A 14,027-nucleotide genomic window follows, 5' to 3' on the forward strand; every position below is an offset into this window, starting at 1 on the left:
AATAGATGACCGCACGCTGTCCCATTTGAACCCTCCCGGAAAAACCACCATGCAACCCTTGATACACCGTGACTCCGGTCTGTCCCAATATGACTATAGTCTGTTTGATATGGATCTAATTCGAATGGGAAAAATGGGGGGAGAGCAGACAGTCCGCACTCTGCAATTGAGAAATTTTCTTGTATTTTTAATGTTCTATTTTATAATAGAAAAAAGAATGTAATATATTTACTAGAAAGCCATATAGTTATGAATTTCTCAGAATTGGAAAATATCTTAGCCACATCGAGTCAAGATGACTGGGTGGTCAACGACGAGCATGGGGTATTTTCTTATAAAAAAGATCTAAATCTGTATATAAAACGTGCTGAATTTGAATCTCTTAGAGCTTTTAATGAAGGTTGGGCTACATCTCACCCAGACCGAAATGCATTTTCTGAAGAATATACCGTTTATTATGGGCCTGCAGTTATAAAAAGCATAACTCTGGTTTCAGTAGACGGGCATAGAGCTACCTTGCCTATGCCGAAATCTGCGAATGATCTGCGTGTCAATATTGCAGACGTTAATTTCGCGAAGATAGTTGATGTTGGGAATAGGGTAGACGAGTATCTAATGCGGTCTGGAATTAACATTGTTTATTAACCGAAACTCTCCCAAAAGTTTTATCAATTATGCCAAAAAATCGAAGCCTAGAAGCATTAATCATAAAATGCTCAGCAAGGACGATTTTTTGAATGGGTCTGTAGCGCAAATCGAATTTAGTGTTGAGGGCAGTGATCCTAGTGCCGAGCCATTGGTCGTATGGGTTGTCTTAACTAAGCAGCATCAAGGATACGCTGATTCGGAAAGCCAGCTCATTCAGCAGCTACAGGCTGCCACAAAAAACATTGGCAAGAAGTGTAAAATTGATTGGGTTGGAGTAATTAGCGGAATTATTGCCATTATTCTTGTTTTTTCTTTGGTTATATTGATACTATTTAAATCCCCAAATGATGTTCCGAATTACCTTGTGACTTTGGTATCTACTATAATGGCTTTCTACTTTGGGGGTGTCGTAAAGGGAAAGACAGATAGCATTGATGAAGAATCTTAGGTATTTATTTTGATAAATATTTATTTTTGAATATTATGTTATTTTATTATTTATTTCATAATTAAAATTACATGCGTCCGTTTTCCGCAACTGAAGGGTATCTATGAATGGCCGGTTTGTAGGCGTAAGCCGACATCCTACTCCCACTAAATGCCATTATCAGAGATAGCGATGCGCGACGGCTTTCTACGTCAAACCTGCCTATCAAAGAGATGGTCCATACACCACAAAGAGGACACTTCCGGTAGAACTGCTTCTCCTTTTGTAATCAAACGCCTAAACACGAAATTCCTGACAGTCCCTATATCTGTGCCCGTTCTATGTACCGACCCCACTTTGCGGAAGAACCCAATTCTCAGTAAAAATCAACACCGTTACGTTATGTCAAAAGCAACTTCAGACCGAAACGTAACCTTTTTCTCGCCATGTTTTTTCCATCTGAGGAAGGTACGCTATGATTTTGTCCAGATCTTCGGTCATTTTTGGAAATACAGTCTTGTATTCATCACTTCTATATTGCTTTACAAATTCAAAATCTCCCAGAATACAACGAATTATACATAGCATAACGCCTTGGCTTTGTTCATATTCCCGGTAACCACCAGACGAAGATACCTTGTATTTTGCTGGCAAGAACTCCAACATATTTTTCTCACTTGAAAAATTATAATGCTCATCAAAAAAAGAAATTCCTTGCATAAGAACTCTCTCAATAACACTTGGAAGTTCAAAAATATCTCTCCAATATAGTTCATCAGACCCGCCATCGCGTATAAAGCCAGCTCTGTCCTGAATAAAGCATGGTGTATATTCCGCAAACTCTGGAAGCATATTGAGTTCGCATCTAATTTCTTCAAAAAATACTGAAGATGTATAAATTTGACGACCTAATATTTTCTTGCACAGCAACATTGTTTTTTTGTTATTTAAATAAACACCAGGAAAAACAGTAACTTCGCCGCGAGATCCTACTCGACGGAATCCAAGTCCAGGCCCCACTATAAGAGTCGTATGTTTTAACGATTTATTTTTGAATTGCTCTGATGAAAATTCCCAATTCTCAAATTTATTAGCGATCTCTTTACATAACGCAAGAACTTCGCCTTTTAACGTCGCCATTTTTATTCCTCACGGTTTGTGAAATACGACTACTGGGATCTGGGGTTTCAAGTTCAGTAATCCTGCTTCTAGCGCTCGCCTTTTCCCAACGGCAGTCGCGTTACCCTTCTCGATCTCTGGATACACTGCTTTTTGTCTTTCGCTAAGGGGCGATCCACCTGTTTTCACCTCAATCACTAATTGTCCTGCTGCGCTTAATGTCACGGTACTAACGGGCTTCCCTGATGAATCCAGTAACGGATTTCTATTAATATCCTGAGCAACAAATCCTGATGGAACTTTCACGATTTGGTTAGAGGCCCCACGAACAATGGTACAGTCTGCGACACAACGAACATTAGAATCACTTTTGTAAGAAACATGACGAGTTACCGACATCCCTTGTTTATTTAACTCGACAATTACTTCCTGTTCTGCATCTTCTCCATTTTTATTATTAACCGCTATCTGGGTTTGTTTTTGTCCTTCCAAAACTTTCCCGTCTGTCAACTCTCTCCCGAGTTCTGTCGCTTTAATTAAGGCGGAAGAAGAATCACCAGTTGCTCCATCCTCGACGCTGCCTCGAAAGTTAGCCGGCTGGCGCGTACCGTCATCATTGAACACATACTTAACGCGTGTGTCGTTATCTATATATACGAAGTTTCCGTCATTATCTTTTAGACCAGCAGAAGTGTATCCTGGCTTATAGGGTTCGGAACGTGGGTCTATTATCCTTTCATCAGGCATAGATGCCGACACGTATACAGAAGTCTCCTTTCCTTCTTCGGAAGTTTCACTGTTCTTATTCGAAGAAGAGTTTTCTTCTAAATTACCTTCCGGTTCATGACCTTCATTGTACTGCTGAATAGCTGAAGCGTATCCGGCCCCGCTGAGGGCATTGACTGTCGTATCGCCACCGGAAGCCGCGCCGGCCGCTGCGCCCACGCCTGCTCCAATGACGTTGCTCAGCACATTCTCGATCACACGCTGGCCGTCTGCATCATCCGTCATGGACCGGGCAATGGAGTCAGCCCACTGGCGCGTAGCAATCGTGGCGACGTCACCCGCCGCCGTGCTGGCAGCCACCGAGCCGATATTTCCTCCAGCAAGACCCGCTATCAGCGCATTGCCCGCTGTCTCGATGCCAATGCGTCCCCAGGCATTTGAAACGTCTTTCGTTCCAAACCCGGCAACATGAGCGTCATCCAGTGCATCCGAAACCATTCCCCCGACCTGTCCCACGACCTGCGATCCGACCTGCTGGATCTGCAGGTCGTTCTGCATCTGCTGGGCGTCAAAGCTGTTGGTCAGCGGATGGCTGGACGTGGAGGGCGAGCGGGAGAGGTCGCCACTGGTGCTGCCGGCTGCGATCTGCACGTTCGACCCGATGGCCGACTGCGTGACCGAACTGGCATCCTTACGGGTCGCGGCCCCCAGCAGGCCACCGGCATTGGCCGCCATGCCCGCGCCAATCGCCGTCATCGTCCCGCCCGTGCCACCGCCCGTAGCCCCTTCGGGATTCATGACGTTGGCCTGGTAGCCCATCGTCTTCGCCGTGGCGTCGGCATGGTTGGCGATGTCATTGGCCACCAGCGTGCCCGTGGAGAGCTGGTTGAGCGCGGCTGCCGCCGTGCTTTCGATCACCCCCCCGTTCAGGGTCGTCGTGCCACTCGCCGTGACATCAAGACCGCCGCTGCCCGCATACAGCCCGGACTGCGTCGCCTCGGTCGAGGCATAGCTGTCCTTGACGGTCGTGTGACTGAAACTCGCGCTGCCCCCGATGTCCCCCGCGCCCCAGACCGGAACCGAGAAACTGGCGTCCACACCCGTGGTCTTCGAATTATAGTTCGACGTATCCTGTGCCGTGGTGATGGTCAGGTCTTTGCTGGCGACATCAATCGATTTCCCGCTGATCTCCGCCCCGTTCAGGGTTGTCGTGCCGGTCGCGTTGGCAATGGTGACGGTGTCCGTGCCGCTGACCGTGCTGTCCACCGCCGTGCTGGACGCGGCATTGGTGTTGGTCTTCGAGAAGCCGAACTGCCCCTCGATGCTGACCCCGGCCCCCTTCGTGCCGATGCTGGCCGAGGCCCCCACGCTGGCCGAGATCGACTTCGAACTGGCGACCTCGTGCGTCGTGTCATACCCCGCCTGCAGCGTGACCGCGCCCGGTGCCGTCAGGCTCACGTCCTGGCCCGAAAGCTGGGACGCCGTCGCCACGATATTGCCCGACTGGCTGTCGGTCGGCACGCCGCCTGTCGCGGTTACGGCCAGCGTATTGCCCGCCGCCGCCGTCGAACCCTGCACCGTGCCCGTCGTCAGCGTCGTGCTCGACTTCTCGAGGTCAAAGCCGATATTCGACTGCACCGCAATCAGGTCGATATTGCCCTTGGCGGTGTCGCCTTTCTCGAACAGGCTGGAAACGGACTTGACCTGTTTTGACGCCTCCAGACCGACCTGGGCGCCCATGCCCGCCGCCGCTGCACCGTCCAGCCCGGCGAGACGCCCGCTATCCTTGCCACTCGCCTGGGAGGCTGACAGGGCAATATCCACCATCTGCCCCACGACGGAGTTCGGATCGAGGCCGGTCGTCTGCCCGATGAACAGCGACTTGTGCGTCTGGGTCTGGGTGGCGACATCCTCAAGCGCATTGAACGACACCGACGATCCTGTGACCGTCGCATCCTTCGCCGCCCCGAGGTCGGATCCGTTGATCGTGACCGGCCCGTTTGCCGTGATGCTCAGGTTGCCCCCGGTCGACGCGATCTCGCTGGGGGTCCAGCTGGTCTGGGAATAGCTGTCGGTATCGGTCGTCTTGCCAAAACCAATCTTGGCAGAAGCCCCGCTGGTGCCAAGGAACAGCCCGGACGATTTCTGCTCATAGAAGGCATTGGCCGTATCCTTCAGGGCGTTTTCCGTGACTTTTCCACCGGCCTGGAGCGTGACATTGCCGCCGCCTGCAACCGTACCCGCCACGGACATGTCCCTGCCCGAGACCATGGTGACGTTGTCATTGGCCGCCACCGTGCTGCCGACCTGGTCGGTGGAACTCTCGCTCGAGGTCGTGGTGGTCTTGTTGAGGAAGCCGTGCTCGACGGTGCGGGTATAGGAGGACTGGCTGTCGGTGACCGCGTTGAGGTTCACGTTGCCCGTCGCCATCAGCGTGGCCGACTTCCCGGCCGCGACCGTGGCGCCCGCCAGGGTGAGGTCGCCGCCGAGGGCGGCCGCCGTCAGGTTCCCGCCCGTGCTGATCGACGCTCCGAAATTCTCCGTCTCGGCCGCGCGGTGGCTGTAATCATGCTGCTCGATGTCCTGCGACGCACTCGCCGCAACCGAACCCAGCGTGATCCCCTGCCCTGCCACAAGCGTGGTATCGCCCAGCGCGCTGAGCGACCCGCCATCAAACGTAATGTCCTTCGCCGCATAGATCTGGGCATCGCCCCCCGAGGTGATGGTACCCTGCGCGCCCAGCGACTGCGCCTTCCCGCCATCGACCATGAAGGTATTGAGCTGGTCCTCGTTGACGACCGAGCCGTTCAGCGCCGCCAGCGCCACGCTGCCGCCCGACAGCGTCCCGCCCGCATTCACGATATCCCCGCTGGTCGCGGTCAGCGACAGCGCGTTGCTGGCGTTGATCGTGCCGGTATTGTTGATGCTCGAGCCGGTCAGCGACACGTTGGTCGCCGAGATCTCCGCCCCGTCCGTAAGCGTCGCCTGGCCCGGCGCCAGATACAGCTTCGGCGCCAGCACACTGCGCCCGTCCACCGTCTCGGGCACATACCAGACAATGTTCTGCGTCAGCGCCGCCTGCTGGCTGGCCGTCAGCGCTGCGCCAAAGGTCAGGTCAAGCGCGTTGGATTCCGAGACCGCGTTGTTGAGCAGCAGTTCCATCTGCTCGTTGGCCGTCTCGTAGCTGCTGCCAAGGAAAGTCTGGCCCGTCGACGCCACGATCTGCTGCTGGATGAACTCGGTATCGAAATACGAATCCCCCAGGAATTCGTAATCCGCCGTGTTGTCGCCCAGCCGGTTGACCAGGTACTGCGAGCCGTAGAAGCCGCTGAAGGTCGCGTATTTCGGGTTGGTCTCGATCAGGTAATGCGCGCTGGGGTCCGGATCGGCGATGAACAGCGCGCTGCCGCCGGGAATGGCCGAGATCACCGCCGGGATGGTCGGGTCGCTGCTGGTGGCAAATCCTGGCAGCGTCATCGCGGCTTCCTGGGCCGTCGCCGACGCCTTCACCTGCGCGGTCTCGACCCCCTGATAGGCCAGGGTGCCACCCGCCGTGGCGGGCGCCCCCGCACCGCTCCGCGTACCGGCCGCCCCCGCGACCCCGGTGCTCACATCCGCCAGGGCCGCCGTCGCCCCGCCGTTCAGAGCGGCGTCAGCCGCAACCCCGGACGCAGACGAAGCAGCGGCCACCGGAGACAGGCCGCCCGGCGTCTCGCCGGTATAGCTTGTATATTCACTGGAACTCGCATTGGCGATTTCCGTCTGGTTGTTGATCGTGCCCGTGAAGGTGCCCGTGATATTGTCTTTTGCGACGATGGTGCCGGTCGGGCCGTAATAGGTCTCGCTCGAACCCCATTTTTCCTTGGGCTGCGGCGCCGGATCCCAATGGCTACCTATACCCAGAAAATGATGGACATGATGAGCATATGTAGCAGCCCCGGTGAAAGCTGGATCGGACTGGCTGCTCCAGGTGCACCCCCAGTAATTCTTGCACGTAACGTAAAAGGCGTGCTGGACGGCGTAGCCGATATTGTCGAGGCTGCCCCCGCTGAGGTTGATGTCGCGCCCCGCCGCGATATGGCTGGCGTCATTGACGATGCCACCCGTCGTGGTGATGTCGACATCACGCCCGGCCGAGATCAGGGAGGCGGCATTATTGAGGGTCGCCTTTCCCCCTTCCTCCTCGACATAGATCGTGCCCCCGTTGGAGTGGCCGACAAGCTGACCCGTGCCCTGCACGCCGGTCGCCGTGTCCAGCAGGCCTGCCGGCACGGGAATATCGACATTGCTGCCGCCGCCATAACTATGGCTCCACAGAACGGTACTGGCGACAACCGTCACCCCACCCAGGACATCATTGGTGACCGTGCCAGCGTTGATCAGGACATCCCCGCTGGCGCTGTCAGCAACAATTTCGCCGGAACGGTTGAACACGGCGGTGGCCGCCCCGCTGGCGCCATTGCCGATCCCGATCGACCCGTTATCCGAAAGGATGGCCCCGAGCTGGTTGGTCAGGGTGCCGGGCAGGTCCAGGGCCACACCGGCCACACCATCAATGAGGCCGGTATTGGTGATTGCTCCGCCCGAGGAGACGTCCAGGACGCCGCCTTCGGCCATCAGGGCGCCGTTATTGGTGACCGATGCCGCCGTGATGGTGGCATTGCCCCCGGCCAGCACGCCGCCACCGGCCTCGGCCGTATAGTCGCCCCCGACCCGCAGCAGCGTATCGCCACCGGACTGGAACAGCATGCCACTGTCGAGGTCCCCCGTGAGCGTCACGGCCAGCGCGTTCCCCGCGACCAGCTGCGCAGCACCACCGAGCGAGGTCGCATCAAGCGAGAGATTGCCCGCCGCCTGCACCACGCCGTCCGTATCGCTGAACCCGGTCATGGCGCCGCCGCCGGCATTTGCAAGCGACAGGGTATTCTGGCCGGTGCGTTCGATCACGCTGCCGCCGTCATTGTCCAGCCCGCCCGCCACCAGGGTCAGGTCGCCCCATGACTGCAGCGTGCCGCCCGCGTTATTGATGCTGGCGGCAGCCTGCGTGCCGCCGGCGGAGACCAGCAGGCTGCCATCGGCCGCGTTGACCAGGCCGCCCGACCCGTTGGTCAGGCTGTCGGCAACCAGCGTGATATCCTGGCCCGCCTGAAGCGCGCCGCCATCATTGGCAAGCTGCGCCATCGCACCGCCGCCTGCATTGCGGACATCCAGCGTGCCGCCGGTGCTGACGATCCGGCCGGCGCTGGTGTTATCGAGCGACGCCGCCGCCAGCACGACATTGCCCGCACCCTGGATCGCACCGCCTTCATTGCCCACCGCGCCGGTCGTGGTGACGCTCACGGTGCCCGCACCCGAGATGACCGCGCCGGATGTGTTGGTCAGGCTGGCCCCCGAAAGGGCGACCGCGCCATTGCCCCCGATCCGTCCATCGGTATCGTCGATCGCGCCGCCACTCTTCAGTGTCACGCCCTGCGTGCCGTAGACCAGGCCGGAATTCGACACGGAGCCGGACAGGGTCGCGTTCATCTGGTCGGACGCCACCAGCGTCCCGGTATTGGCAAGGGAGGCCGCGTTGAGGTCCACCAGGCCAGCCAGCGCACCGATCTCGCCGCTATTGGTCACGCCCTGCGCCGCAAGGGTGACATCCCCCTGCGAGACGAGCGTGCCACCATTGGCCAGGGCCGCCTGCGTCGTGACATCAAGGGTGGCGCCACGGCCTTCGGCCTCGATCCGCCCGACATTGGACAGGCCATCACCGCTGCCCGTTCCGGTCAGGACGAGGGCGAGCACGCCGTTTTCGGTCGCCACCAACCCGCTGGAGGCGGTCGTCAGGCCAGCGGCCGTAAGGCCCAGCCCCTGCCCGCCCACCAGCGTGCCCGCAACACCCATGTCGCCCGCCGCCACCACGGACAGGTCCTGCCCGGCACTCATGACGCCCGTGGCATCATCGGACCAGGTCCCCGTCACCAGCGACAGGTTTCCGGCCGCCTTGACCGCGCCACCGGCGTTCGAGAAGGCCAGGGCGGATGCGGGTGCGCTGTCGGCATCCAGCGCGATGTTGCCATCGAGTGCGAGGATGCGGCCATTGTCATTGCCGATCGTCTCGGCCGCGACCGAGACACTCCCGGCCGCCTGGATGATGCCGCCCGACGAGTTGTCCAGTGTCGCCATCAATGTGGCGGGAGCCCCTGCGGAGAGCGTGACGTTGCCGCCCACGCTGACCAGGGTGCCGGCAGTGTTGGCGAGGCTGGCCGCCGCAATGGTCAGGTTGCCACCCGCCTGCACCGCGCCGCCGCGGTTATCAAGGGCGGTCAGCGGCGTCGTGGCATCGCCATTGCGGATCCCGATGGCGCCTCCCGCGAGGATCGTGCCGGCTTCGTTATCGAGACCTGCGGTGGAAAGCGCGAGGCTGGTGCCGGCCTGGATCGTGCCATTGTCATTGGCGACCTGTGCCGCCGTCATGGCCAGCGCGCCCGCAGCCCCCGTGCCGATGGTCCCGCCCTGATTGGACGTTGTGCCCCCTGACCCAAGCGTCAGTCCGGTCGCGCCATACAGCGTGCCGGTATTGATCAGGTCATCCGTCGTGGACACGTCAAGCCCTGCCGCAGTTGCGATCAGGCCGCTATTGGTCAGGTCGGTCGCCACAAGCGCGCTACTTCCCCCGAGGGAAGCAATCTCACCGCCATTGAGCATGAGGCCGTCGGCGTCGACGCTCTGGTTCCCCTGCGAGATGATCGTACCCGTGTTGGCAAGCGACGTCGCATCAACCTTCAGGATACCGGCGGCATCCGCGTCCTCGATGGCGCCAGCGTTGGACAGGGCGGGCGATGCCGCATTCCCATGGACGGTAATCGTCGTGTCACCGGCAAGGGCGCCAATGGTGCCCTGCGCGCCATTGACCAGGCTGGCCGCCGAAAGGCTTAGCCCGTCACCTGCCGTGATCGCCCCTTCGTTATCGGCCGCCCCCGTGACCGACAGGTCAAGCGCGGTTCCTGCCTGAAGGGCAGCCGATGTGTCGCTGGCATACTGGCCGGTCGCAAGCGTCAGCGCGCCACCCGCCTGGACCGCGCCATCCGTATTGGTGAACAGCCCCTGCCCCGACCCGTTATCGGTGATGGCAACAGAACCGGTTTTCCCGACCAGGCCACCGGATGTATTGTCAACGCTCACCGCGCTGATCGTGAGGTCATTGCTGGCCTCGACCAGGCCCGATGCGTTCGTCAGGTAGTCAAGGGCCGCACCCGTCGCATCGCGTGCAAGGGTGACGGATGTCCCGCCCAGCACTGTCCCGCCAGTATTGTCGAGCGCGGTCGTCACGATGGACATGAGGGCGGCTGCCTGCAGCCAGCCGTTATTGTTGGCGACACTGGCGGCATCGATGTTCAGGCCACCACCCGTCGCGATGATTTTGCCCCCGGTATTGTCGAGGCTGGCGGCGGCAAGCTGCACCACGCCCGTATCACTGCCAAGCTGTCCGCCCCTGTTGGACAGGGCGCCACCCGCCGCAAGGCTCAGGCCGCCTGCCCCATATAATGTACCCGTATTGGTCACCTTACCCGCCGTGCGCACGCCAAGCGTGCCGGCGGCAAGGATGCTGTCACTGTTGGCCAGCGTGGCGGCGTCGATCGTCAGGCTGCCCGATGCCGACTGGGATTTTATGATCCCCGTATTGGCCAGACCACCAGTCCCCGCCGCGTTGAGGGTAAGGTTGCCCGCGGTGGCAACCAGCAGGGCGGATGCCCCGTTGGCGATGTGGTCCGCCGTCACGGTCACGCCCGTGCCGCCACCCAGCGTGCCTTCGTTATCGACCGCCCCCGTGGCGGTGACGGCAAGGGCCTGCTGCGCCGTCAGCGAAGCCGTGGTGTCGGATGTATAGCTGGCCAGTGCAGCAGTCAGGCTGCCACCTGCCTGGATGGCCCCGCCATTATTGGTGACGCCCTGCGCTGACAGCGTCATGTCACCCGACTGGTCGAGGATCTTCCCGCCCGTATTATCCAGCGCCCCCACGGCGGCAATCGAGGCCAGCCCGGTCGTGCTCGATATCTGGCCACCGGCATTGGACAGCGTGCTGCCGCTGGCGAGCGTCAGACCCGTCCGGGCTGCGATCGTACCGGTATTGGCAAGCGACCCTGCCCGGGCGGACAGGGCGCCACCGGATGCGCCGATGCCACCACTGTTATCGAGCGCACCGGTCGCAGAAAGCGACAGCGCGCCAGCCCCGGCCGTCACCGTCCCGCTATTGCCGATCGCAGCCGCCCGGGCGGCCAGGGTCGTACCGCCGCCAATGGTCCCGCTGTTATTCAGGGCGCCGCCTGCCGCCAGCTGCATCCCGCCACCTGACTGCAGCGTCCCCGCGTTGCTGACCTGCCCGCCCACCTGCGCCTGCAGGTTGCCCGAAGCCGCCATGGAACCGTTGAGCACAAGGTCGCCGGCATCGGTCAGCGTCATGTCCCCGGCATTGGCCGCCATGGTGCCGTCAACACGCACGCCGGCGCCGGCCTCGTTGACCACCATGTAGATCCGGTTGGCGTACATCCCGCCAAGGGCCGCCGTATCAATCGCGAATTCCGGGGCGGCCGTGCCGTCGGACGCCAGCGGATGGGCCGTGTTGGTGCCGTAATCGACCCGGTTGCGCCCGGCCACGATAGTGGCCGTCTCCGCATTGACCTGCGCCTTGAGCGTCACCGAGCGCGACAGGATGTCGAGCACCGGCACGGTGGTGAAGTCCCCGCCCTTCCCCTCGAAGGTGATGGTGCCGCCCCGGACGACGATATCCTTCAGGTTGCCGCTGGCATCCATCTCCGGCGTGCCGGTGGCAAGGGTCACATGGGCGGTGTTGATGAACCCGCATCCCGCACAGGTGATGCCGTTGGGGTTGGCCACCACCACCGAGGCCTGGTGCCCCGCCACTTCCGTATAGCCCAGCATCTGTGTCGGCAGGTTGCCGGTCACCTCGTTGAGGATCAGGCTGGCGGCATGGCCGTCAAGATTGGTGTTGCCATACACCACGCCCCCGATCTTCGTCTCGGTCGCCGTGGTGGCGTTGTTCAGGATCACGCCGCTTTCGGGCACGCCATACTGGATGAAGTCATTATGCGACACGCCCGCCGCGTTGGGGGTGGCGATATTGACCTGGTCGATGCCGTTCTGGGTCTTGTCCAGCGTCGGCTCGGGGCCGCCGGCATGGGGATCGACCACGATCTGCGGCTCCGCCTGCTGGGCGGATGCGGCGGACACGGTCGAGGCCAGGAACAGGGAGGCGGCGGCAAGGACATGCACGCAGCGCTGAAGACGTGACGGACCCGGAATGATATCGGGTGCGGCAACCCTGCGGGGCGTCTTCATCATATCTTCGCTCCAACCTGAAACAGCGGGATCAGCCCTTCCGAGGGAAGCGGGCCGGTATACATGGAGTGGGTCAGGGAGACGTTCCAGAAGAACGGCCCCGTGGTCTTGCGCAGCCCCAGGCCGCCGCCCGCCATCTCGCCACCCCGCAGCGCGGGCGGCGTCGAGGACGAGGCAAAGCCCGCGCGCACGACGCCGACATCAAGGGCGGCATAAAACTGGGTGCCCTCGATGACGTGGCGGCAGATGAAGGCGAACTTCCCGCACTTCAGGCCCTTCGTGGGCAGCTGCCACGAGAAGTCGTTGCGCATGTAGCCGCCGTCATTGCCCAGCAGGACCTGCTCGAGGAAGCCGCGCACGGTATACGGGCCACCGGCCTGCAGTTCATTGGTGGGGAACTGGTCGCGCGTGCTGTATTCGCCATGCAGCGTGGTGTGCCACAACACGCCGCGCGCAAGCGGCTTGTAGCCGTCGATATCCAGCGAGGGCTTGAGGTAGGAGGAATGCGGGTCCTGCCAGCCGGGACGGGTGAAGTTCGACCACGTGCCCGCGCCATCCACCGCGACCTTGAGGCCGCCGGTGATGTACCACACCCCGCCCCAGCCCTTGAGCGATTCACTGACCTGCACGTTGACGAAAGCCTGCCGCGCCGTCTCGGTGTCGATCACCGTATGGTTGATCTCCGAGCCGAACGACTTGCGCTCGTAGCTGGCCTGGAAGGTGGTCACGCCGATGCGGTTGCGCAGCAGCACGCGCGAGATGCCAAGGCGCCAGTCACGACGGCTGCCGCCCAGGTGGTAGACATCGGTCAGGGCCAGCAGGGGATAGTCGTCCTGCGAGCGCCACCATGACCCGAACACGGTCCAGTAGCCGAACGGGATCGACCCGTTGACCGACAGGTAGGACGTGCCCCGCTGCCCGGCGTGGCCAACAAGCGAGTGGTCATATTCCACCGACCACAGGTCCAGCAGCCCCAGCGGGTTTTCCGCCGTGAGCATGGCATGGCCCGTCTCCTGCCCGGTAATCTGCTGGCCGTAATTGTCGAACCAGACCTGGCCGTGCAGCACGCCACGCTTTGGCGCGGTGACCACCACGGTGGACGCACCTGCCCTGCCGCCGGGGGCGATGCGCACGCGCGCGCCCCAGTGGCTCAGCCGGTTCATGTCCTCGATCCCCTGTTCCAGGTCCCGCAGGTTGAGGATCTTCCCGTGCAGCCCGGGGAAGGCCATGACGGTCGCCAGCCGGGCCGGGCGGCCCTGTAACTGGATACCCGCCAGTTTCCCTTCGATCACCACAATCCGCAGGTGCCCGCTGGAGAGCTTCTGCTCGGGCAGGTAGGCCCGCGAGGTGATGAAACCCTGGCGGATATAGGCGGCATTGAGCGCGTTGATCAGTCCGTTGAGATCGCGCACCGACATGCAGGTGCCGACATGGGGACCGGTGATCGCATCGCTCAAAGCGCGCGACAGGTGCTGCGCGCCTTCGACCGTGATGTCATGCACCGTAACACAGGTTTTTGATGCCTGTGGCAGGGCAGACGGCTTCTGGACCTGAATGTCGTTTGACGGTGGCGGCAGCGCGTCAAGCTGCTCCTGGTGCTGCTCGAAGCGCTGGAACTGGTCCTGCGACGAGCCCGGCCCCGCCGGCATCACGCCGCCGGGCAGGCCCGGCACCTGGGCCATGGCCACACCGGGCAGCGCCATCATGGCCGCCGCCGCCCCAAACTGCCAGCGCATCACGCGCATTCCGGATTATGCCGCCG

Annotated in this window: 5 protein-coding genes and 1 pseudogene; 3 read left to right on the forward strand and 3 right to left on the reverse strand. The window is 60.6% G+C overall.

Going from position 1 to position 14,027, the window contains the following annotated elements; all coding sequences use genetic code 11:
- The 3 genes and pseudogenes from GXY01S_RS18765 to GXY01S_RS12455 form a co-directional block, all read left to right on the forward strand.
- A pseudogene (locus GXY01S_RS18765) lies at positions 1 to 223 on the forward strand (hypothetical protein); the annotation flags it as partial.
- Between the two features lie 26 nt (positions 224 to 249).
- Positions 250 to 645 (forward strand): hypothetical protein, encoded by a 396-nt coding sequence (locus tag GXY01S_RS18230; RefSeq protein ID WP_146222791.1) that lies wholly within the window; start codon positions 250 to 252, stop codon positions 643 to 645.
- Positions 646 to 712: 67 nt separating this feature from the next.
- A complete protein-coding gene (locus GXY01S_RS12455) occupies positions 713 to 1,096 on the forward strand; it encodes a hypothetical protein (RefSeq protein WP_061275574.1) in 384 nt (127 codons plus the stop codon).
- A 396-nt stretch (positions 1,097 to 1,492) separates the two neighbouring features.
- On the opposite strand, the gene GXY01S_RS19005 is transcribed toward GXY01S_RS12455, so the two are convergent.
- From GXY01S_RS19005 to GXY01S_RS12470, 3 genes are read right to left on the reverse strand one after another with little or no spacing between them, the layout of a single operon-like run.
- The gene (locus GXY01S_RS19005; protein ID WP_255210436.1) at positions 1,493 to 2,215 is read right to left on the reverse strand and encodes a hypothetical protein; all 723 of its coding nucleotides are present in this window, start codon (positions 2,213 to 2,215) and stop codon (positions 1,493 to 1,495) included.
- Positions 2,216 to 2,224: 9 nt separating this feature from the next.
- Positions 2,225 to 12,268 (reverse strand): beta strand repeat-containing protein, encoded by a 10,044-nt coding sequence (locus GXY01S_RS12465; RefSeq protein ID WP_061275579.1) that lies wholly within the window; start codon positions 12,266 to 12,268, stop codon positions 2,225 to 2,227.
- On the reverse strand, positions 12,265 to 14,001 hold the full coding sequence (locus GXY01S_RS12470; RefSeq protein WP_061275603.1) for a ShlB/FhaC/HecB family hemolysin secretion/activation protein: 1,737 nt from the start codon (positions 13,999 to 14,001) through the stop codon (positions 12,265 to 12,267). The genes GXY01S_RS12465 and GXY01S_RS12470 overlap by 4 nt, the downstream gene beginning before the upstream one ends.
- Positions 14,002 to 14,027: the final 26 nt, after the last annotated feature.

The organism is Komagataeibacter xylinus NBRC 15237 (genome assembly GCF_001571345.1).
Lineage (GTDB): Bacteria > Pseudomonadota > Alphaproteobacteria > Acetobacterales > Acetobacteraceae > Komagataeibacter > Komagataeibacter xylinus.